This is a genomic window from Leclercia sp. AS011 (genome assembly GCF_037152535.1).
Classification (GTDB): Bacteria; Pseudomonadota; Gammaproteobacteria; order Enterobacterales; family Enterobacteriaceae; genus Enterobacter.
This window is the reverse complement of record NZ_JBBCMA010000006.1, coordinates 112,097-132,037: the sequence shown is the minus strand read 5'-3', so window position 1 is coordinate 132,037 and position 19,941 is coordinate 112,097. Positions and strand designations below refer to the sequence as shown.

The 19,941-nt window shown below is 60.0% G+C and carries 21 protein-coding genes; 4 read left to right on the top strand and 17 right to left on the bottom strand.

The window, feature by feature from the left end; translation table 11 throughout:
- The first annotated feature begins 82 nt into the window (after nucleotides 1–82).
- Nucleotides 83–2,365 (top strand): ATP-binding protein, encoded by a 2,283-nt coding sequence (locus WFO70_RS19395; RefSeq protein ID WP_337018510.1) that lies wholly within the window; start codon nucleotides 83–85, stop codon nucleotides 2,363–2,365.
- A 70-nt stretch (nucleotides 2,366–2,435) separates the two neighbouring features.
- A complete protein-coding gene (gene yjdP, locus WFO70_RS19390; protein ID WP_337018508.1) occupies nucleotides 2,436–2,762 on the top strand; it encodes a DDRRRQL repeat protein YjdP in 327 nt (108 codons plus the stop codon).
- Between the two features lie 85 nt (nucleotides 2,763–2,847).
- Here the strand turns inward: yjdP and phnP are convergent, their stop codons facing one another.
- The 16 genes from phnP to WFO70_RS19310 all read right to left on the bottom strand — a co-directional run bounded on the left by phnP (nucleotide 2,848) and on the right by WFO70_RS19310 (nucleotide 14,679).
- Nucleotides 2,848–3,606, bottom strand: a complete 759-nt coding sequence (phnP, locus tag WFO70_RS19385) for a phosphonate metabolism protein PhnP (protein ID WP_337018506.1) — start codon at nucleotides 3,604–3,606, stop codon at nucleotides 2,848–2,850.
- 9 nt (nucleotides 3,607–3,615) lie between these two features.
- The gene (gene phnO / locus WFO70_RS19380; RefSeq protein ID WP_337018504.1) at nucleotides 3,616–4,050 is read right to left on the bottom strand and encodes an aminoalkylphosphonate N-acetyltransferase; all 435 of its coding nucleotides are present in this window, start codon (nucleotides 4,048–4,050) and stop codon (nucleotides 3,616–3,618) included.
- Nucleotides 4,043–4,594: a ribose 1,5-bisphosphokinase gene (gene phnN, locus WFO70_RS19375; protein ID WP_337018628.1), complete on the bottom strand. Its 552-nt coding sequence runs from the start codon at nucleotides 4,592–4,594 to the stop codon at nucleotides 4,043–4,045. The genes phnO and phnN overlap by 8 nt, the downstream gene beginning before the upstream one ends.
- Entirely contained in the window at nucleotides 4,591–5,727 is a 1,137-nt protein-coding gene (gene phnM / locus WFO70_RS19370) for an alpha-D-ribose 1-methylphosphonate 5-triphosphate diphosphatase (protein ID WP_337018502.1), read from the bottom strand. Before phnM ends, phnN begins: the two co-directional genes overlap by 4 nt.
- On the bottom strand, nucleotides 5,724–6,404 hold the full coding sequence (gene phnL, locus WFO70_RS19365; protein ID WP_337018500.1) for a phosphonate C-P lyase system protein PhnL: 681 nt from the start codon (nucleotides 6,402–6,404) through the stop codon (nucleotides 5,724–5,726). Before phnL ends, phnM begins: the two co-directional genes overlap by 4 nt.
- A 147-nt stretch (nucleotides 6,405–6,551) precedes the next feature.
- Nucleotides 6,552–7,307: a phosphonate C-P lyase system protein PhnK gene (phnK, locus tag WFO70_RS19360; protein ID WP_337018499.1), complete on the bottom strand. Its 756-nt coding sequence runs from the start codon at nucleotides 7,305–7,307 to the stop codon at nucleotides 6,552–6,554.
- On the bottom strand, nucleotides 7,304–8,149 hold the full coding sequence (phnJ, locus tag WFO70_RS19355; RefSeq protein WP_029740231.1) for an alpha-D-ribose 1-methylphosphonate 5-phosphate C-P-lyase PhnJ: 846 nt from the start codon (nucleotides 8,147–8,149) through the stop codon (nucleotides 7,304–7,306). The genes phnK and phnJ overlap by 4 nt, the downstream gene beginning before the upstream one ends.
- Nucleotides 8,142–9,206: a carbon-phosphorus lyase complex subunit PhnI gene (locus tag WFO70_RS19350; RefSeq protein ID WP_337018497.1), complete on the bottom strand. Its 1,065-nt coding sequence runs from the start codon at nucleotides 9,204–9,206 to the stop codon at nucleotides 8,142–8,144. Before WFO70_RS19350 ends, phnJ begins: the two co-directional genes overlap by 8 nt.
- Nucleotides 9,206–9,790: a phosphonate C-P lyase system protein PhnH gene (phnH, locus tag WFO70_RS19345; RefSeq protein WP_337018495.1), complete on the bottom strand. Its 585-nt coding sequence runs from the start codon at nucleotides 9,788–9,790 to the stop codon at nucleotides 9,206–9,208. Before phnH ends, WFO70_RS19350 begins: the two co-directional genes overlap by 1 nt.
- Nucleotides 9,787–10,239 (bottom strand): phosphonate C-P lyase system protein PhnG, encoded by a 453-nt coding sequence (gene phnG / locus WFO70_RS19340; protein WP_303569607.1) that lies wholly within the window; start codon nucleotides 10,237–10,239, stop codon nucleotides 9,787–9,789. Before phnG ends, phnH begins: the two co-directional genes overlap by 4 nt.
- Entirely contained in the window at nucleotides 10,240–10,965 is a 726-nt protein-coding gene (gene phnF, locus WFO70_RS19335) for a phosphonate metabolism transcriptional regulator PhnF (protein ID WP_337018491.1), read from the bottom strand. It lies immediately after the preceding gene.
- Nucleotides 10,966–10,985: 20 nt separating this feature from the next.
- Complete coding sequence (phnE, locus tag WFO70_RS19330; RefSeq protein ID WP_028015213.1) at nucleotides 10,986–11,765, bottom strand: phosphonate ABC transporter, permease protein PhnE; 780 nt, start codon at nucleotides 11,763–11,765, stop codon at nucleotides 10,986–10,988.
- Nucleotides 11,766–11,867: 102 nt separating this feature from the next.
- Complete coding sequence (gene phnD / locus WFO70_RS19325; protein WP_337018489.1) at nucleotides 11,868–12,884, bottom strand: phosphonate ABC transporter substrate-binding protein; 1,017 nt, start codon at nucleotides 12,882–12,884, stop codon at nucleotides 11,868–11,870.
- A 23-nt stretch (nucleotides 12,885–12,907) separates the two neighbouring features.
- Nucleotides 12,908–13,696 carry a phosphonate ABC transporter ATP-binding protein gene (gene phnC, locus WFO70_RS19320; protein ID WP_337018487.1) on the bottom strand — a complete coding sequence of 263 codons (789 nt, stop codon included), beginning with the start codon at nucleotides 13,694–13,696 and terminating at the stop codon, nucleotides 12,908–12,910.
- 133 nt (nucleotides 13,697–13,829) lie between these two features.
- Nucleotides 13,830–14,261 carry a VOC family metalloprotein YjdN gene (gene yjdN, locus WFO70_RS19315; protein ID WP_337018485.1) on the bottom strand — a complete coding sequence of 144 codons (432 nt, stop codon included), beginning with the start codon at nucleotides 14,259–14,261 and terminating at the stop codon, nucleotides 13,830–13,832.
- A gap of 82 nt (nucleotides 14,262–14,343) precedes the next feature.
- The gene (locus WFO70_RS19310) at nucleotides 14,344–14,679 is read right to left on the bottom strand and encodes a zinc ribbon domain-containing protein YjdM (RefSeq protein ID WP_337018483.1); all 336 of its coding nucleotides are present in this window, start codon (nucleotides 14,677–14,679) and stop codon (nucleotides 14,344–14,346) included.
- Between the two features lie 592 nt (nucleotides 14,680–15,271).
- On the opposite strand from WFO70_RS19310, the gene crfC reads away from it, so the two are divergent.
- Both crfC and WFO70_RS19300 read left to right on the top strand, forming a co-directional pair.
- Nucleotides 15,272–17,629, top strand: a complete 2,358-nt coding sequence (gene crfC, locus WFO70_RS19305; RefSeq protein ID WP_337018481.1) for a clamp-binding protein CrfC — start codon at nucleotides 15,272–15,274, stop codon at nucleotides 17,627–17,629.
- Complete coding sequence (locus WFO70_RS19300; RefSeq protein ID WP_337018479.1) at nucleotides 17,626–18,504, top strand: diguanylate cyclase regulator RdcB family protein; 879 nt, start codon at nucleotides 17,626–17,628, stop codon at nucleotides 18,502–18,504. Before crfC ends, WFO70_RS19300 begins: the two co-directional genes overlap by 4 nt.
- 43 nt (nucleotides 18,505–18,547) lie before the next feature.
- Here the strand turns inward: WFO70_RS19300 and kdgT are convergent, their stop codons facing one another.
- The gene (kdgT, locus tag WFO70_RS19295; protein WP_337018626.1) at nucleotides 18,548–19,543 is read right to left on the bottom strand and encodes a 2-keto-3-deoxygluconate transporter; all 996 of its coding nucleotides are present in this window, start codon (nucleotides 19,541–19,543) and stop codon (nucleotides 18,548–18,550) included.
- Between the last annotated feature and the right edge of the window lie 398 nt (nucleotides 19,544–19,941).

The window sequence follows — 19,941 nt, the reverse complement described above, 5'->3', positions numbered from 1 at the left end:
AAATGCAAAATGTCAGAAGTCGTTCATATTTGTCATAGTTATGAATAGTTAATGTGGATCACAGTTACGCCACGGAGCCATTATGCCCTCACGCCGTCCCCCCTTCTTCGCCAGCGCCCGTGGCCGCCTGCTGATCTTCAATCTGCTGGTGGTGGCGGTGACCTTAATGGTTAGCGGCGTGGCGGTGCTGGGCTTTCGCCATGCCAGCCAACTCCAGGAGCAGGTGCAGCGCCAGACCCTCGACGACATGACCGGCAGCATGAACCTGGCGCGGGAAACCGCCAACGTGGCGACGGCAGCGGTGCGGCTGTCCCAGGTGGTGGGGGCGCTGGAGTATAAAGACGAAGCCAACCGCCTGAAACAGACCCAGACGGCGCTGGGCCACGCGCTGGAGCAGCTTGCCGACGCGCCGCTGGCGCAGCAGGAGCCGGGGCTGGTGGCGCGGATCATCCAGCGCAGCAACGAGCTTCAGCGAAGCGTGACCGGGATGCTGGAGCGCGGGCAGCGACGCCACCTGGAGCGTAACGCCCTGCTCAGCGCGCTCTACCAGAGCCAGAGCTATCTCCGCCATTTGCAGGACATCAACCGCCGCTATGCCAGCAACCTGCCTGACGCCCGGCTGCTCAGCGAGATGGACCGGCTGATCGTCGCCGCCATCGAAACCCCCTCGCCGCGCGCCACCCTTCAGCAGCTGCAGACGGTGACGGGGATGCTGCCCCGCCAGGCCGCCCAGCCGGTGGTGAACTTCGTCCTGCCCGATTTCAACGCTGAGCTGAACAAGCTCGGCCCGCTCTCCGGGCAGCTTGAACAGAGCGATCTGGCGATCAGCTGGTATATGTTCCACATCAAGGCGCTGGTGGCGATTTTAAACAGCGATATCAACCGCTACGTGGAGCAGGTAGCGCAGGCCTCACAGCTGCGCACCGCCGAGAGCCATCAGGAGCTGCGCTCCATCAGCATCTTTATCACTCTGTTTGCGGTGCTGGCGCTGATCATTACCGCCTTTGCCTGCTGGTATATCTACCGCAATCTGGGCACCAACCTGACCGCTATCTCCCGGGCGATGTCGCGGCTGGCCCACGGCGAGCAGGATGTGTCGGTGCCTGCGCTGCAGCGCCGGGATGAGCTGGGCGAGCTGGCGCGGGCGTTTAACGTTTTTGCCCGTAATACCGCCTCGCTGGAGCACACCACCCGGCTGCTGAAGGAGAAGACCTCGCAGATGGAGATCGACCGCATCGAGCGTCAGGGGCTGGAAGAGGCGCTGCTGCACAGCCAGAAGATGAAGGCGGTCGGGCAGCTGACGGGCGGACTGGCGCATGATTTCAACAACCTGCTGGCGGTGATCATCGGCAGCCTGGAGCTGGCCGATCCCCACTCGCCGGATGCCCCGCGCATTGGCCGCGCGCTGAAGGCCGCCGAACGCGGGGCCTTGCTGACCCAGCGCCTGCTGGCCTTCTCCCGCAAGCAGTCCCTCAACCCGCACGCGGTGGAGATGAAGCCCCTGCTGGAGAACCTGGCCGAGCTGATGCGCCACTCCCTGCCCGCCACGATGGCGCTGGATATCGAAGCGCAGACCCCGGCATGGCCGGCGTGGATTGACGTTGGCCAGCTGGAGAACGCCATCATCAACCTGGTGATGAACGCCCGCGATGCGATGGAAGGGCACAGCGGAACCATTAAAATTCGCACCTGGAACCAGCGCGTCACCCGCAGCGACGGGCGTAAGCAGGACATGGTGGCGCTGGAGGTGATCGACCACGGCGCCGGGATGTCGCAGGCGATCAAATCCCAGGTCTTTGAACCCTTCTTCACCACCAAACAGACCGGCAGCGGCAGCGGTCTGGGGCTGTCGATGGTCTACGGCTTCGTGCGCCAGTCCGGCGGGCGGGTGGAGATCGAAAGTGCCCCCGGCCAGGGTACCACCGTGCGGCTGCATCTGCCGCGCGCCACCCTGCAGGCGGTACCCTCCCCGGAAGCCGGGGCAACCACCAGCTCGCCGCCGGGCGACCGGCTGGTGCTGGTCCTGGACGACCAGACCGACGTCCGGCAGACGCTGTGCGAACAGCTTCACCAGCTGGGCTACCTGACGCTGGAGGCCGAAACCGGCGAGCAGGCGCTGCAGATGCTGGACGCCTCTGCGGATATCGGGATGTTCATCAGTGATTTAATGCTGCCCGGCAATCTGAGCGGCGCGGAGGTGATCCAGCACGTGCGCCAGCATTACCCGCATCTTCCGGTGCTGCTGATGAGCGGCCAGGATCTGCGTCCGGCGCACAACCCGCAGCTGCCCGAGGTGGAGCTGCTGCGTAAGCCGTTCACCCGGGGGCAGCTGGCGCAGGCGCTGCAAAAAGCGGTTAACATTTGAGATTCCTCCGCTACTCGCTCTGACTGCCGTTGATTACCGTAAAGCCAGCTTATCCTGCGAGACTGGCTTTATGAAACGTACCTCTACCGCTCTGTTATTTGGTCTGCTCTCTTTAACCAGCCAGCTGGCGCATGCCGACATCGTTGACGATGCGATCGGCAATATTCAGCAGGCCATCAATGATGCCTATAACCCCAACAGCAGTAATCGCAATTCCGACGACGATCGCTACGAAGAGAGCCGTCGCAGCAGCGACAGCCGCCAGTATGACGATCGCCGCAGACAGCTTGAGGACCGACGCCAGCGGTTAGATGAGCGCCAGCGCCAGCTGGACGAAGACCGGCGTCGCCTTGAAGAGGACGAACGGCGTTTAGAGGACGATTACGATCGGCGGTAACGCCCGGCGGCGCTTCGCTTGCACGGGCCGACAAATGGCCGCGAACCGTAGGCCGGGTAAGGCGTAGCCGCCACCCGGCAAAACCTCAGTCCAGCACCAGCACCATCCCGTCATACCCCGCCTCGAACGCCTCTGGCAGCGGGTTGTCCATCATCCACACGTCAAACTGATGGCTGATATGGGTCAGGATCACCTGCGGGCAGCCAATCACCTGATTCAGCGCAATCACGGTATTTAAATCGCAATGGTTTCGCGGCGTCTCGTCGCGCGGTTCGTGGCTGCAGTCAATCACCATTGCCTGCGGTTGGTTGTTGAGCAGAAACTTCACCGTTTTGTCCGGCAGCCCGGCGGTGTCCGACAGCCAGGCCACCCGGCTGTGGGCGCTCTCCAGCAGATAGCCAAAGGTCAGCTTTGAATGGTTAAGCGGCAGCGGCGTGACCCGCAGGCCCTGCAGTTCAAACACCACAAAGGGCTCCAGGGTGTGGCTAAAGTCGAGAATGCCCGGGTGTTTAAACAGGTCGTCGCAGCCGAGTTCGTCCGGCGGGCCGTAGACCGGAATGGTCGCCCCCACGCCCCAGCGCAGGGGGAACAGCCCCTGGACGTGATCCATATGGTAGTGGGTGAGTAAAATCTGCTGAAAACTGCCCGCCGGCCAGTCGTCCATCAGGTGCGGGATCCCTGCATCCAGCAGCGTCACCGCGTCGTTGAATTTGACCACCGCGCTGCAGGGGCGACGACGATAGTCCGCCTGCAAACGCGCCCGGCGGCAGGCCGGACAGTCACAGCCAAAGGCGGGCACCAGCTGGGCACCACCGGTTCCTGTTAAGGTTATGGTCAGACTCATCGCGCCCCCTTACAGCGGTTTGGTAAAGCGGAAATGGCTCCGGGTGTACCCTTCACGAAGATAAAAGCGGTGCGCGTCGAGGCGCTTAACGCTGGTGGAGAGTTCGGTCATCTCCGCTCCGGCGTGGCGGGCCTCCTCTTCGGCCCAGGCCAGCAGCTGGCTGCCCACCCGGAGTCCGCGCGCCTGCGGCATCACCACCAGCTCCTGGATCTCGCCGATCCAGTTGGCGTGATGCAGGTGAAACTGCATATGCAGGCCGATCATGCCGATGATGTGCCCCTCCTGCTCGGCCAGCTGGTAGCGCATATTGTGATCCTGCAGATTGGCCGCGTATCCGGCATGAAACGCTGACCGGTCAAGCTCCGCCTGTTTTAACTCACAAATAAGGCCATAGACGGCGTCAACGTCCTCCGCGGTGGCGGGACGCAACTCACACTCAGGCATGGTTTTTCTCCTTCTGGTGGATCAGGGACAGCAGGTTATCCACGGACTGGCACAAACTGCCGTCGTTATTGAGGACAGGGCAGTCGGACGGGGTATAGCGGGCGGCGCGCGCCAGCCGCTGGTCGATCTCTCTGGCGCTCTCCCGGCCACGGCTTTGCAGTCGGCTCCGCAGGATGTCGGGCGACACCTGCAGGCAGATCGGCAGCAGCGCCTTTGCATAGCGCGCCTGCGCCTGGGGAAGGTGGGCGCGCGAACCGTTGACCACCACGTCAAATCCGGCGTGCAGCCAGAGGTCGATCTCCAGACCCACCCCATAATAATAGCCGTTAGCGTGCCAGCTCAGGGCAAACAGTTGCTGCCCCGCGCGGGTGAAAAACTCCGGCTCGCTGAGGGCGATATGGTTTTCACTCCCGGCGCTGGCGGGGCGGGTGATGTAGCGATGCGCCACCAGCAGCTGCGGGTGGGTCTGCTGGCGCAACGCCGCCAGCAGGCTGTCCTTTCCGGAGCCCGAAGGCCCCATTAACCAGATCACTCTTCCCATCAGAACACCCGTTTTCCCTGACGCCAGACGTGGTCGATATGAATATGCTCGCCTTTGCGGTGCGCCAGCACCAGGTCCGCCCGCTTGCCTTCGCCAATCACTCCGCGATCGTGCAGGTTCAGCGCCTGCGCCGGGTTTTTCGTCACCAGACGGATCGCCTGCGGCAGGGTAAAACCGTTGCCCGCATCGTCCGCCACCCGGAATGCCGCATCCAGCAGGCTGGCGGGGTAGTAGTCGGACGACAGGATATCCAGCAGGCCAAGCGAGGCGAGCGTGCTTGCCGCCACGTTGCCGGAGTGCGAGCCGCCGCGCACGATATTTGGCGCGCCCATTAGAACGTTCATGCCGTGCTGGCGGGAGGCTTCTGCTGCTTCAAACGTGGTGGGAAATTCGGCGATGACGCTGCCAAGCTGCCGGGATTCGAGCACATGATCGGCGGTGGCGTCGTCGTGGCTGGCGAGAGCGATATTGCGCTCCCGGCACAGGGCGGCAATGGCCTGACGATTGGGCTGCGTCCACCGCGCCGCAAGGGCCAGCTGCTCCTCTTCGTAGCGCGCCATCTGCTGGTCATTGAGGGAATATTTGCCCTGATAGTATTCGCGGTACTTTTCGATGTTGGCGAACTGGCGCTGGCCCGGGGAGTGATCCATCAGCGACACCAGGGTCACCGGCTCGCGGCCCACCAGCTTCTCGAACAGCGGCAGGGTGGTGTGATGGGGCAGCTCGCAGCGCAGGTGCAGACGGTGCTCGGCGCGATTCAGGCCGCGTTTTTGCGTCTCCTCCACGGCGTTGATCATCTTCTCCAGATTCTCCAGTCGGTCGCCACCGTCGCGCACGTCGCCAATGGCTACCGCGTCCAGCACGGTGGTGATGCCGCTGGCGACCATCATCCCGTCGTGGCTGCTCATCGCCGAATGGGCGGGCCAGTCCACCTTTGGCCGCGGGGTGAAGAACTTGTCCATGTTGTCGGTATGCAGCTCGATCAGCCCCGGCAGCAGCCAGCCGCCTTCGCCGTCCATTGCCTGCGGGGAGCGGCTCGGGGTTTCAGCAAAAGCGCGAATGACGCCGTCCTGAACCTCAATGGAGCCATCGACAACCTCGTTTTCCAGCACCAGTTTTACGTTGTTAACGATCATGCGGTGATCCCCATCGGATGCAGACGATCCGCCACGCGATCCCGCACCGCGTCGTCGTGGAAGATCCCGACGATCGCCGCGCCGCGCGCTTTGGCTTCTTCGATCAGTTCTATGACCGCCGCGCTGTTTTTCGCATCCAGCGAGGCGGTCGGTTCATCGAGCAGTAAAATCGGGTAATCAACGATAAAGCCGCGGGCGATGTTGACCCGCTGCTGCTCGCCGCCGGAAAAGGTCGACGGGGCGAGGTGCCACAGGCGCTCCGGCACGTTGAGGCGCGTCAGCAGACTGGCTGCTTTGGCGGCGCAGGCTTCACGCGGTACGCCGAGATCCAGCAGCGGCTGCATCACCACCTCCAGCGCCGGGACGCGCGGGATCACGCGTAAAAACTGGCTGACCCAGCCGATGGTGGTGCGACGCACATCCCGCACCTTGCGCGCCGGGGCCTGCACCAGATCCACCCATTCGTCGCCGTGACGGATATGGATATGGCCTTCATCCGGCAGGTAGTTGGCATACAGGGAGCGCAGCAGGGTGGATTTTCCGCTGCCGGAGTGGCCGTGCAGCACTACGCATTCGCCCTTGCTGACCTCTAACGAGGCGTTTTGCAGCACCGGCAGGCGCACGCCGTTTTGCTGGTGGAGCACGAAGGTTTTACTGACGTTTTCGACGCGGATCATGTTGACCTCGTGGTTCGGGATGCCGGGTGGCGCTTCGCTTACCCGGCCTGGAAGGTGCTGGATTCATTGCCGGGTGGCGGCTGCGCCTTACCCGGCCTACAAAACCGTAGGCCCGTGCAAGCGAAGCGCCGCCGGGCAACAGCAACCTCAGTTCTGCAATACGGACGACACCAGCAGCTGGGTGTACGGATGGTGCGGATCGTCGAGCACCCGGTCGGTTAACCCACTTTCCACCACCTGACCCTGCTTCATCACCAGCAGGCGGTCCGCCAGCAGGCGCGCAACGCCTAAATCATGGGTGACAATCACCACCGCCAGGTTCAGTTCCACCACCAGGCCGCGCAGCAGGTCGAGCAGGCGGGCCTGCACGGAGACGTCCAGCCCGCCGGTGGGTTCATCCATAAACACCAGCTTCGGGTGCGTGACCAGGTTGCGGGCGATCTGCAGACGCTGCTGCATCCCACCGGAGAAGGTTGTCGGCAGGTCGGCGATGCGCGAGGCGGGGATTTCCACCTCCTCCAGCCAGTGCTGGGCGGTGGCGCGGATGTTGCCGTAGTGGCGCGCGCCGGTGGCCATCAGCCGCTCGCCGATGTTGCCTCCCGCCGAGACCTGACGGCGCAGGCCGTCCATCGGGTGCTGATGCACCACGCCCCACTCGGTGCGCAGCAGGCGACGGCGTTCGGCCTCGCTTATGCCGTAGAGGGAGCGTCCCTGATACAGGATCTCACCGTGTTGCGGCGCGAGGCGCGCAGAGATGGACTTCAGCAGCGTCGTTTTGCCGGAGCCAGACTCGCCGACGATCCCCAGCACTTCCCCCGGCCAGAGTTCAAACGACACGTCGCTAAAGCCTTTGCCCGGCGCATAAAGGTGAGTCAGGTGATTAACCGAAAGCAGCGGTTTCATTGGCCGTTCGCCTCGCTCTGTTGGCGGCAGTAATCGGTGTCGGAGCAGACAAACATCCGTTTGCCCGTGTCGTCCAGCACCACTTCGTCCAGATAGCTGTGTTTGGATCCGCAGATGGCGCACGGCTCGTCCCACTCCTGCACCGTAAACGGGTGATCGTCGAAATCGAGACTTTCCACGCGGGTGTAAGGCGGGACGGCGTAGATGCGTTTTTCACGCCCGGCGCCGAACAGCTGCAGGGCGGGCATCATGTCCATCTTCGGGTTATCGAATTTCGGGATCGGCGACGGATCCATGACGTAGCGCCCATTCACCTTCACCGGGTAGGCGTAGGTGGTGGCGATATGGCCGAAGCGGGCGATATCCTCATACAGCTTCACCTGCATCACCCCGTACTCTTCCAGCGCATGCATGGTGCGGGTTTCTGTTTCGCGCGGCTCGATAAAGCGCAGCGGCTCCGGGATCGGCACCTGGAAAATCAAAATCTGATCTTCTGTCAGCGGGGTTTCGGGGATGCGGTGACGGGTCTGGATCAGCGTCGCGTCTTCGGTTTTTTCAGTGGTGTTTACGCCGGTTACGCGCTGGAAGAAGCTGCGGATCGACACGGCGTTGGTGGTGTCGTCGGCACCCTGGTCAATGACCTTCAGCACGTCAGACTCGCCGATCACGCTGGCGGTGATCTGAATACCGCCCGTGCCCCAGCCGTAGGGCATCGGCATTTCGCGGCCGCCGAACGGCACCTGATAGCCCGGAATGGCCACCGCTTTAAGTATCGCGCGGCGGATCATGCGTTTGGTTTGCTCGTCCAGATAGGCAAAGTTGTAGCCGCTTAAGTTAGCCATTGTCGCGCTCCCGTTGCAGGCGTTTCAGCAGTTCCAGTTCAGCCTGGAAATCGACGTAGTGCGGCAGCTTGAGGTGCGAGACAAAACCGGCGGCCTCAACGTTATCCGCGTGGGCCAGCACGAACTCTTCGTCCTGCGCCGGGCCGGCGATGTGCTCGCCGTAGTCCGGTGCCTGGAGTGCGCGGTCGACCAGCGCCATTGCCATGGCTTTGCGCTCGCCGAGGCCGAACACCAGCCCGTAGCCGCGGGTAAAGTGAGGGTCTTCATTTTCGGGCGCGACAAAACCGTTCACCATTTCACACTCGGTCATCAGCAGTTCGCCGACGTTTACCGCAAAACCCAGCTCTTCCGGCACGATTTCGACGTCGATATAGCCGCTGCGGATCTCGGCCGCAAACGGGTGGTTGCGCCCGTAGCCGCGCTGGGTGGAGTAGGCCAGCGCCAGCAGATAGCCTTCGTCGCCGCGCATCAGCTGCTGCAGGCGGGACGAGCGCGAGCACGGGTAAACCGGCGGCGTGCGGGTGATGTCATCCGGCTGCGCGCCAGAATCTTCTTCCGCCTTCGCCAGGCCCTGTTTGGCCAGCAGGCTGAAGACATGGGGAGACGGTTCTTGTTCGGCGTCAGAGGTGCTGAGCGGCGGTGTTTCGCCGTTCGCCAGCAGAGTGAAATCCAGCAGGCGATGGGTGTAGTCATAGGTAGGACCCAGCCGCTGGCCGCCGGGAATATCTTTGTACACCGCTGAAATGCGGCGTTCTAAGCGCATCTCCGCCGTATTAACCGGCTCGCTCACCGCCAGTTTGGCAAGCGTGGTGCGGTAGGCACGCAGCAGGAAGATGGCTTCGACGTTATCGCCGCTGGCCTGCTTCAGGGCCAGCGCCGCCAGCTCGCGGTCGGCGATGCCGCCCTCGGTCATCACGCGGTCGACGGCGAGGTTTAACTGCTGCTCAATCTGGGCGACGCTCAGCTCGGGAAGCCGTTCATCGCCCCGTCGTCTGTGCGCCTGCAGCGCATGGGCGGCGGCGATCGCTTTTTCGCCCCCTTTGACGGCAACGTACATCAGCACACCTCCACGTGGGTGGTCCGCGGGATCGCCAGCAGGCGCTCGCCGCAGGTCAGGATCAGGTCAATGCCCAGCGGGAACGGGTGCGGGCGTTCGGTCAGCTCGTGAATGATGCACTCCGGCAGCTGCGGCGCGACCATGCGTTCTTCGGCAATGCCTGCGCCCGTCAGGCGCAGCATGCGGCCGCCGCTCAGGCTGGAAACCTGCAGGATCAGCGTGGCGCTGGTCTCCGGGGCGACGGCGCTGCCTTCACTCAGGGCGTTAAGCTGTTCATGGCTGATTTGCTCATCGGCCACGGCAAAGATTGCCTGCTGGGGCTGATCAACCAGCGGGGCGCTGGTGTGAAAACGCAGGTTCTGGCTGGCGATATCGTTGGATAATGCGCCTGAAAGCCAAACAGGCGTGTCGTTATCGGCAAGCGTCAGCAGCACGCTGGTGGTCGCCAGGTTCAGCGGCAGCCAGCCCTGTGAAAGCTGGTGCAGCGAGACGATCACGCCCGGCTCGCTCATCGCCTTCAGCAGGCGACGAAAACTGTGTTGGGCATCCTGAACGGCCAGGGTAAAAGCAGGTTGAAGCATCATGCGTTGTCTCCGCGAACGAGCGTAAAGAAGTCGACCCGGCTGGTGTTCACTTCGGCCTGACGTGCGGCAATGCGCGCGGTGCGGTCGGCTTCCAGCGGGGCAATAAGGGTTTCCATTAACGTCTGGAAATGCGGCTGTTCCTGTAAAAGCGCGTCGATCACCGCGCAGCGCTCGGCGTGGGCTTTGTCGCGCCCCAGCACGTAGCTGTAGCCCAGCGTGCCGCTGTTCAGACGGATTGCTGCGCGGGTGAGGGTGGCGTCTCCGGCGAAGAAGCGCTCGCCGGTGCCGCCCATGCGCGCCTGGATTTGTACCAGGCCAATCTCCGGTGCGCGGAGGGGGTCGTAATCAGGTGCCAGGCTAAGGGCGCTCATGCGGGCAGAGAGCGCAGCAGGCTGGCTGTGGGCCAGCACGCGCATCCAGCGCTGTCGGGTGGCGATGTCGAAGTGCATTCAGTGCTCCATGGTGAATTCGATCATGTCGGCGCGGGTCAAGCTGACGGAGTATTCCGTCGCGTTGATCTCGCCGTCACGGTGGTTGAGGGTGCGTACGCAGAGCAGCGGAGCCATGTTGGGAATTTCGAGAACCTTGCTCTCTTTCGCCTGCGCGCGACGGGCGCTGATGCGTGTCTGGGTGCGCTTGAGCGCAATGCCTGTCGCATCCTGAAGAAAATCATGCAGCGAGCCGCTGGAGAAACGCTGGAGCGCGGGCCAGAGGGCGAGGTCCGCGAAGTAGTGGTCTATCTGGCACACCGCCACGCCGTTCACCCGGCGCAACGTGCGCAGGTGGATGACGTTATCGCCCTCCTGAATGCCCAGCGCGTCCGCCACGTGGCTGGAGGCCGGGCGCAATACCGAGAGCAGCTTTTCACTGGTCGGGTGGCTGCCCTGATCCAGCAGGTTCTGGCTAAAGCGCGCCTGGGCGTTTAGCGGGTAGTCGAAGGGGCGCATCAGCACCAGCACGCCCACGCCCTGGCGGCGCTGGACCCAGCCGCGCTCGACCAGCTGGTCAATGGCGCGGCGCAGGGTGTGGCGGTTCACTTCGTAGCGGTCAGCAAGCTGCTGTTCCGCTGGCAGGTAGTCTCCGCAGCGGTAGTGCGTGCGCAGCTCCATTTCGAGCTTTGCCGCAATCTCTTGCCAGCGGGTAGGGTAACTGGTCGGATGTCTGGATAAGTGCATAGAAAACAAAGCCTCGCTTCTCAGATGAAGTGCTTACGCAAACGTTGAGAGAGGAAATCCAGCAGGCTGACGGTGACGATGATGAGCACCATCAGGGCGCAGGTTTGCTGGAACTGGAAACCGCGAATGGCTTCCCACAGGGTGACGCCAATCCCGCCTGCGCCCACCATGCCGACGACGGTGGCGGAGCGGACGTTGGACTCAAAGCGGTACAGGGAGTAGGAGATCAGCAGCGGCATCACCTGCGGCAGGACGCCGTAGAGGATCTCTTCGATTTTGTTGGCACCCGTGGCGCGGATACCTTCCACCGGGCCGGGCTCGATGGCTTCGACCGCTTCGGAGAGCAGCTTGGAGAGCACGCCTGTGGTATGGATGAACAGCGCCATGACGCCCGCGAACGGACCGAGGCCGACGGCGACCACGAACAGCATGGCGAACACCATTTCGTTAATGGCGCGGCAGGCATCCATCAGGCGACGCATCGGCTGGTAAACCCACCACGGCACGATGTTTTCGGCGCTCATCAGGCCAAACGGAATGGAGAGAACAACGGCAAGGGCGGTGCCCCAGACGGCGATCTGCAGGGTGATCGCCATTTCGCTGAGGTAGTCCTGCCACTGGCTGAAGTCCGGCGGGAAGAAGTCGGCGGCGAAGGTCGCCATATTGCCGGAATCTTTGAAGAGCAGCAGCGGATCCATTTCCGCGCCCTTCCAGGAGATAACCAGCACCGCCAGCAGGATGGCCCAGCTTATGAGCGAGAACCAGCTGCGTTTCGGCGGTGGGAGGGTGATGGTTTGCATGTGTTACTCCGTGGGTCTTTGTGTGCCGGATGGCGCTACGCTTATCCGGCCTACGATCCAAAATGTAGGCCCGGTAAGCGCAGCGCCACCGGGCGAGAAGCGTTACTGCACCGCTTTATTCACGCTGGTCATCGCACCCAGCGCGGCGGTCAGCCGGTCAAGATCGTCCAGCTGGGCCTGAATTTCAGAGACTTTGCTGCTCTTCTCCTCTTCCTTGAGACCTTTGTTGTCCTTCACGCCCTGCATCTGCTTGAACAGCGCCAGCTGGCGAATCGGCACCAGCTGCAGGTCGCTGGATGCGCGGAACGGTGCCCAGCCCAGACGCTCCAGAACCGCTTTCTCTTCCGGCGTTTTGCCATAGCTCATAAAGAAGTCGTACACCTTGTCCTTGGTGCTTTCGGAGAGATTTTTACGCCACACAATCGGGTCGCCGGGGATCAGCGGGGATTTCCAGATCACCTTGATCTCTTTCAGCTTGTCCGGCGCGGAGGTCTTCAGCTTGTCGAGGTTTTCGGTGTTGTTGGTGGCAACATCTACCTGCTTGTTGGCGACGGCCAGGGCGTTGGTTTCATGCCCGGCGTTGACCGTGCGCTTGAAGTCGCTGGCGGAGGCGTTGTTTTTGGCGAAGACGTAGTAGCCAGGGACAAGATAGCCAGAGGTTGAGTTGGGATCGCCGTTGCCAAAGGTCAGCTCTTTGCGTTTGGCGAGCATGTCATTGAGGTTGTTGATCGGGCTGTCTTTGTTCACGATCAGCACGCTCCAGTAGCCCGGAGAACCATCTGCCGCGACAGTCTGGGCGAAGACCTGGCCGTTGGCGCGGTCCACCGCTTCCATGGCGGAGAGGTTGCCGTACCAGGCGATGTCCACTTTGTTGAAGCGCATCCCCTGGATGATGCCCGCATAGTCCGGGGCGAAGAAGGCGTTCACTTTGATCCCCAGTCTGGTTTCCATGTCTTTCAGGAAGGGTTCCCACTGGGGCTTCAGGTTCTGCTGTGATTCCGTCGAAATGATGCCAAAGTTCAGCGCTTTTTCCTGCTCCTCGGCGTAGGCCGGGCTTAACAGGGTGCTGATGCTGAACATGCTGGTGAAGGCCAGCGCGGCAACCGTTTTATAGCTCATTTCCATTCCTCGTTGTGGGGACGTTAAGCAGCCTGCGCGTTCTCTTCGACGCGGTTAATGCTGCGATAGAGATGGTCAAAACGTTCGTTATCAAACTGATGACTCGCGCCATCAAAGAACACGTGCCCCTGACGCAGGGCGACGATGCGCTCGCAGTAGCGCAGGGCGTAATCCACCTGATGCAGCGTCACCACCACGGTGATGCCGTCTTTCTGGTTAATGTCGCGCAGGGTTTCCATTACGATGCGGGCGGACTCCGGATCCAGCGAGGCAATGGGTTCGTCAGCGAGAATAATTTTGGCTTTCTGCATCAGCGCCCGGGCAATGGCGACGCGCTGCTGCTGTCCACCGGACAGGGTGGAGACGCGCTGGTGGGCGAAGTGGGCCATGCCCACGCGGGTCAGGGCGTGTAGCGCTTCTTGCTTCTGGGAAGGAGAGAACCAGCGCAGACAGGTGCGCCAGAACGGGGTGCTGCCGAGCGCGCCAATCAGCACGTTCTCCAGCACCGTCAGGCGGTTCACCAGATTGAACTGCTGGAAGATGTAGCCCGTCTGGGCGCGACTCTTGCGGATATCGCTTGCCAGACGACCCGCGCGCTGCACCGTATTGCCCAGCAGCTCGACGTGGCTTTCCGGCGTTTTATCGCAGGTGATAAGCCCGCTCAAATGGCGCAGAAGGGTGGATTTACCTGAACCGGATGGCCCCAGCAGCGCCACCATTTCGCCCTGCCGGACGGTGAGATCAACGGCATGCAGAGCCTTATTGTGATGGAAGGTCTTGCTCAGTTTCTCGACGCGGATGACAGTTTGCATGTGCGGGGCCTCACGATAAATGTGGCCTCATGCTGGCGGATCAATGTGACATTTGGGTTAAGTGTTGGTTGCGGGAGTTTGAAGAGTTGACGTGAAAGGGATGACAGGCGGGCACGAACGCCCGCCGTCGGGGTCATTGCTGTTTAACGACGTTGATCATCCAGGGTACGCCGTATTTATCGGTGACTTTGCCAAAGCCGTGCGCCCAGAAGGTCTCCTGCCAGGCCATTTCAATATTGCCGCCTGCGGCCAGGTTATCGAACCAGCGCTTGCCTTCGGCGACGTCCTGGGTGTCAAGCACGAGGGTAAAGCCAGCATAGGGGGTTCCGCCGCCGGGCTGGGCGTCACTCATCATGATATCGCTGCCGGCGATGCGCACGTTGGAGTGGGCGATAGCGGAGTCCGGGAACGACATGCCGGACGGGCAACCCTCTTCGGTGTTGTCGTCTTTGGGCATTTCGCCATAGGTGATTTTATAGAGGAGTTCAGCGCCGACGGCCTGCTGATAGAAGGCGGTGGCCTCTGCGCAGTTACCGGCGAATGAGATGTAGGGACTTAACGGCATAATCATTACCTCAGGTAAAGAGAAGCCCGTTAAGTGTAGTTCGGTATTTGTAGGCCCGGCGCTTTTGCCGGGCCTACAGACATCAGTTCTTTTTCACGAACTCGGATTTCAGCTTCATCGGGCCGAAGCCGTCAATTTTGCAGTCGATGTTGTGGTCGCCTTCAACCAGGCGGATGCCTTTGACTTTGGTCCCGATCTTCAGCATCGACGAGCTGCCTTTGACCTTCAGATCTTTGATAACGGTGACGTTATCGCCGTCGGCCAGCAGGTTGCCGTTGGCATCTTTAACGATCAGTTCATCGCTCTCTTGCGCAGGTTCTGCGTTGTTCCATTCGTAAGCGCATTCCGGGCAAATGAATATCCCGTTATCTTCGTAGGTATATTCAGAGCTGCATTTCGGACAGTGTGGCAGTGACATGGTGTTCTCCTCAAAATAGTGCGAACCGGCGGCAATCAGGCCCGCCAAAAATCGACAGGTTGTCGAAAAAGGCGGCAAGTATAACGCAAGTCCTTACTGTTGTCGGTGACATTATTTTTCGCTTTTGGCGAAAAATAATCTTTTGAATGACATGGACTGTCAGTGACCTGGGTGATGCTGGAGGTCAGACGCAGAAAAGAAACGCGCCTGATTAAAAGCGACAATATTTTATTGCGGCAAATTGATACGTTGTGTCATTTCAGATAAGGTTAAGACGCTAATGATATTTCACTTACATGCTTTAATCGCCATCCCCGGTCTGCACGGGATGATTTACCCCCCATTTTTGGTGGGTAACTAATGCTGAATTTTCCTGAAGTTTTTAAAATTTGAGCTAGGCTCTTAATCTTTCGGTTTCCCTGACCGAAGGAGCGCGCTCCGCTACTTCACGCGCTGTAAGAATATATTTTTACTGTCATGACAGAATTATATTGCTTCGAACATATTTACAACACGTAATCATATAAGCCGATCCTTCATTCTAAAAACAATTCGGTTATATAAAATTTGTGTTAAGGGAAGGCTTTTAACTATGCACACACAAACTATATTTGAATTGAGCCAGGAAGCCGAAAGGCTGTTGCAGCTCTCATTGCAGAATCTTGAGGCGCTGAGCGCCATGCCTGCCGCGATGCTGGACAGTGCCACCTCGGCGATTACTGGTGAAACCAGCAATGTCTTACCCCTGCATTTTAGTGCCCGTGGCTTAGAGGCGCAGCAGTCGATGCTCAATAATGAGCTGCGCAAAATTACCCGCCTGGAGATGGTGCTGGCGATCGTGGGCACCATGAAAGCCGGGAAATCCACAACCATCAACGCTATCGTGGGCACCGAAGTGTTGCCCAATCGCAACCGCCCGATGACCGCGTTGCCGACGCTGATCCGCCACACGCCCGGCCAGAAAGAGCCGGTGCTGCATTTTTCTCACGTCGCGCCCATTGATACCTTAATTAAGCAGATGCAGAAGAAGCTCGCCAATTACGATCGCGGCAAGCTGGCGCAGCAGCTGGAAATTGACAAAGACATGAATGCGCTGCTCGGGCGCATTGAAGCCGGCGAAGCATTTGAAAAACATTATCTGGGTGCTCAGCCGATATTTATCTGTTTAAAAAACCTCAATGATTTAGTGCGGCTCTCCCAGGCGCTGGGCACAGAATTTCCGTTCCCGGCCTATGCCGCGATCGAGAATATCCCGGTTATTGAGGTGGAGTTTGTCCATCTGGCCGGGCTGGATGGGCATCTGGGGCAATTAACCCTGCTGGATACCCCGGGGCCGAACGAGGCCGGACAGCCGCATCTGCAAAAAATGCTCACCGAGCAGCTTGCCCGCGCGTCGGCGGTGCTGGCGGTGATGGACTATACCCAGCTGAAGTCGATCTCGGATGCCGAAGTGCGGCTGGCCATCTCCGCCGTCGGTAAGTCGGTGCCACTGTACGCGCTGGTCAATAAGTTCGATCAGAAAGACCGCAACAGCGATGATGAAGAGCAGATCCGGGCGATGATCTCCGGCACCCTGATGAAGGGCCATATCTCCCCGGGGCAGATCTTCCCGGTCTCGTCGATGTGGGGATACCTGGCGAACCGGGCGCGCCACGAACTGGAGATGCACGGCAAGTTGCCCGATCACCAGGAGCAGCGCTGGGTGCAGGACTTCGCCGAAGCCGCGCTGGGCCGCCGCTGGCGCACTGCCGATCTGGATGATATTGAACACGTTCGCCACTCTGCCGACCTGCTGTGGGAGGACTCCCTGTTTGAGCAGCCGATCCGCAAGCTGATCCACGCCGCCTACGCCAACGCCTCGCTGTACGCGTTACGCTCCGCGTCGCATAAGCTGTTGAACTACGCCCAGAACGCCCGCGAGTACCTGGATTTCCGCTATCAGGGGCTGACGGTGGCCTTCGACGAGTTGCAGCACAATATTACCCGTCTGGAAGAGGACATGGCGCTGCTTCACTCCCGTCAGGCGACGGTGAGCGATGAGGTACGGCATGAGGTGAGCCAGGCCCTGAGCGCCACGGACCTGTTTCTCACCTCCCAGCAGAACGAGATCAAACTCGCCATTTCGCATGTCTTTAATCCCGACAATATGTTCGATCTGGCGGGGTTTGATCCGCATAAACAGCGTGCTGATGCCACGGCAACGCCCGGTCAACTGGTGCTGGACGATGAAGGCCAGGCGCAGATCCTGCTGAGTAAAATCCGCTCCTCCTGCGAGATGGTCATGCTGGATGCGCAGGCAAAAATCGGTCGGGAACTGGGGCTGCGTTTCGACCAGCTGGAGACTACGCTGGCGCGGTCGCTGAACGACGCCATGCGCCCGATTGAAACGCGCATTAAAGAAGAGTTGAGCCATGCTGGTTTCCGGGCGCGGATCAGCTTCCCGGCGTTTCAGGCCAACCAGCTTAACTTTAATACCCGGGGGCTGTTCAGCGATGCCATCGCCCAGGAGAGTGAGCCTGCCGGTCAGTCCCAGGGTGCCGGCAGCGCCCTGCGCGAGACGGTCTCCCGCTGGTTGAACAATCCGGGCTGGGGCTGGGAAGATTATGTGATGACGCGGACGCGGTATGTTATCAACGTGTCACAGCTTCATGAGAAATTTAATCAGCATATCGATCACTTTTGTGAACAAATCCGTAAAGCTTTGCGCGCCCAGGTCGATGTCTCTGTTACAGCAGGTATGGCGACATTCTTTGCAGAATTCTCCTTATGCCTGGCAGGGTTACAGGAAAGCTTGCGTGATAGCCTCGCGGTGCGTCAGCAGAATGAGCATGCCACACGTGCGCTCAGCCAGCTGTTGCAGCAATGTATTACGACTGCGACGTGGATTCAGGAAGACACCCGACTGTTACGCGATGATATTCAAACGCTATTCGCGGCAGAGCAACCATGACAAAACACTTACTGGACGGTCCCGGGCGGACGCTGGAATGTATTCATCCTAAATTTATGGTCGATCTGGTGCAGGGGGCTGACGCGCAGCGTCACACCTCTGTAGGGTCGCAACAGCAGCACTTTCGTGAACGTTTAACCCAGGAGATCATGGCGCAGGCTCAGCTTCGCCAGTGGGCGATGGGGGGAATGTTCAGCGAAAATGCTGTGCTGCGGCTCGGGCTGGCGGAGAAGCTGGCGGGCATGGTGGATCCCGGCCATCTGGCGTTGACCCGCATGACCCAGACCCTGACCACGCTGCGCCAGCAGGCTAATCTGCGTAACCAACCCCCCATTGGGCTGGTGCATCAGTATGAAATCCTCTCCGCGCATTTCCATCAACGCGCCCAGTTTAAAGAGAAGGCGTTAACCCAGCGCGGGTTAACGGTGCAGGCAGGCGTTCACAGCGAACAGATTTTTACCCGCTGGCGGGCCGGGCACTATGACGGCTGGTCGCTGGCCGGTCGCGGCTATGTGGTGCTGGAGGAGCTGCGCTGGGGGGCGTTCGGCGACGCCTGTCGGCTGGCGAATGCCGATGTCAGCGCCATGCTCAAAGATAACCTGTGCAGCATGGTGGCGAACTACCTGGCGCAGGGGATCAATGCCGCGCCTGCGACCCGCCATTTTTACCATCAGTGGCTGACCACGCCCAGTACGCCGGGGATTATCGATCATAAAGATATGCTTGGCTGGCTGGGGGACTGGTGTGATGCCGACCGGCATCCGGTGTGTTGGTCAGTGACGCAGAGCTGGCAGAACGTGGCGCTGGGGATGCCGAGACTCTGTTCGGCGGCCAGGCTGGCAAAAGCGATGGTGGACGAGGTGTTTGGGGAGTAAGGTTTTACCCTCTCCCCGGGCGGGGAGAGGGTCTGGATATTCATTAGTGATGCAGTGATTCAACCGGCGTCTGTTCCGCATTATTCGCCGGGACCTGACCGAAGCGTCTGGCATACAGCGCGGTAATAATCGGAACCAGAATCGCGGTGACGATGACGCTTGCAGCAACCAGCGCGGTGGCGGAAGCGGCAACCGGTTCGAACGCCGGGTTAATCTGGGCGATAATGACCGGGTTCGCTACAGCAGCACCCGCTGCGGACGAGGCGGCGACACCCGCAGTACCATTCCCTCCACCGATAACACGGTCGGCAATAATCAGCGGAATACCGGTGATGATGATAACCGCCACACCCAGCACGATACCCAGCAGGCCGGTATCCAGAATCACGTTCAGGTTGATGGTGTTACCCAGCGCGAAGCCGAAGAACGGGATCAGCACCGGGGTGGCTTTGCTGAAGAAGTCACGCAGATCGTGGTCGAGGTTGCCGAGGGCAAAACCGATCAGGAACGGCAGGACGGCGCCGACAAAGTGGTGGGGTTCAAAGGAGGCCAGACCGGCGGAGCCGAGGATCAGCATGGTCATCAGCGGGCCGGATTCCAGAGACATCAGCACGAAGGCGCCGGACTCTTCTTTGGTGCCGTACTGGTTCATCAGGCTGGCGTACAGACCGCCGTTGGTCATGTCCATCGCAGAGACAATCGCCAGCACGGAGAGGCCAGCGAAGAAGCCGGTCTGAATACCATTTTCCGGGATAAACATGGCGCAAATCATCGCCACTACCCAGGCCACGGCAATTTTGGTAATCACCAGCGTACCGGATTTACGTAATACGGTGCCCGTTGCCCGTAAATTAATGGAGGCGCCGATACAGAAGAACCATACCGCCAGAATCGGTACTGTCCCGGTAATCATGCCTTTGGTGAATCCACCAAAATAGGCTCCGGTATTAGGGGCTAAGGTATTTAAAATTGCACCCAGCACCAGCGGAACCAGCATCATCCCCCCGGGGATACGTTCAATCGCGGCTTTAATCTTCATCATTAACCCTCACATCTCATCACGCATCGCCAGCGGACAAGTGATATTTAATAATCTAATGAATTCAACGAATTGTGACTTTGAGGCGTCAGGCTATTCGTCATTCATACAGCAGATATAACCAGCCTGGTTTTTTAAACCTTCATCTGAAGGCCACCGGACTCGTTTTGACGGACTTATGATGCGATCGTTGGAATGATGATTCAATGAAAATAAAACAGCGTTTTAGTTATCTCGATCACATATTTTACGGAAACCGGGGATCTGCATTTTGATTATTAGAAGGGCTGTGAACGCATTGTAAATAAATGTCGCGATTTTTTGATTTGACAGCAAATAATAACGCCGGAAAGCGTATTTTTAGATGCAGGTTTGAGAAATAACGCATGACGGGTTAT

Coding starts and splice junctions, on each gene's coding strand:
- phnM (WP_337018502.1), bottom strand. CDS start 5,727: ATGATCGTTAACAACGTAAAACTGGTGCTGGAAAACGAGGTTGTCGAT.
- phnE (WP_028015213.1), bottom strand. CDS start 11,765: ATGCAAACCATCACCCTCCCACCGCCGAAACGCAGCTGGTTCTCGCTC.
- WFO70_RS19395 (WP_337018510.1), top strand. CDS start 83: ATGCCCTCACGCCGTCCCCCCTTCTTCGCCAGCGCCCGTGGCCGCCTG.
- phnC (WP_337018487.1), bottom strand. CDS start 13,696: ATGCAAACTGTCATCCGCGTCGAGAAACTGAGCAAGACCTTCCATCAC.
- phnJ (WP_029740231.1), bottom strand. CDS start 8,149: ATGGCTAACTTAAGCGGCTACAACTTTGCCTATCTGGACGAGCAAACC.
- kdgT (WP_337018626.1), bottom strand. CDS start 19,543: ATGAAGATTAAAGCCGCGATTGAACGTATCCCCGGGGGGATGATGCTG.
- yjdP (WP_337018508.1), top strand. CDS start 2,436: ATGAAACGTACCTCTACCGCTCTGTTATTTGGTCTGCTCTCTTTAACC.
- phnD (WP_337018489.1), bottom strand. CDS start 12,884: ATGAGCTATAAAACGGTTGCCGCGCTGGCCTTCACCAGCATGTTCAGC.
- phnF (WP_337018491.1), bottom strand. CDS start 10,965: ATGCACTTATCCAGACATCCGACCAGTTACCCTACCCGCTGGCAAGAG.
- phnG (WP_303569607.1), bottom strand. CDS start 10,239: ATGCACTTCGACATCGCCACCCGACAGCGCTGGATGCGCGTGCTGGCC.
- WFO70_RS19310 (WP_337018483.1), bottom strand. CDS start 14,679: ATGTCACTGCCACACTGTCCGAAATGCAGCTCTGAATATACCTACGAA.
- WFO70_RS19300 (WP_337018479.1), top strand. CDS start 17,626: ATGACAAAACACTTACTGGACGGTCCCGGGCGGACGCTGGAATGTATT.
- phnP (WP_337018506.1), bottom strand. CDS start 3,606: ATGAGTCTGACCATAACCTTAACAGGAACCGGTGGTGCCCAGCTGGTG.
- phnK (WP_337018499.1), bottom strand. CDS start 7,307: ATGAAACCGCTGCTTTCGGTTAATCACCTGACTCACCTTTATGCGCCG.
- phnH (WP_337018495.1), bottom strand. CDS start 9,790: ATGATGCTTCAACCTGCTTTTACCCTGGCCGTTCAGGATGCCCAACAC.
- phnO (WP_337018504.1), bottom strand. CDS start 4,050: ATGCCTGAGTGTGAGTTGCGTCCCGCCACCGCGGAGGACGTTGACGCC.
- crfC (WP_337018481.1), top strand. CDS start 15,272: ATGCACACACAAACTATATTTGAATTGAGCCAGGAAGCCGAAAGGCTG.
- phnL (WP_337018500.1), bottom strand. CDS start 6,404: ATGATCCGCGTCGAAAACGTCAGTAAAACCTTCGTGCTCCACCAGCAA.
- yjdN (WP_337018485.1), bottom strand. CDS start 14,261: ATGCCGTTAAGTCCCTACATCTCATTCGCCGGTAACTGCGCAGAGGCC.
- WFO70_RS19350 (WP_337018497.1), bottom strand. CDS start 9,206: ATGTACGTTGCCGTCAAAGGGGGCGAAAAAGCGATCGCCGCCGCCCAT.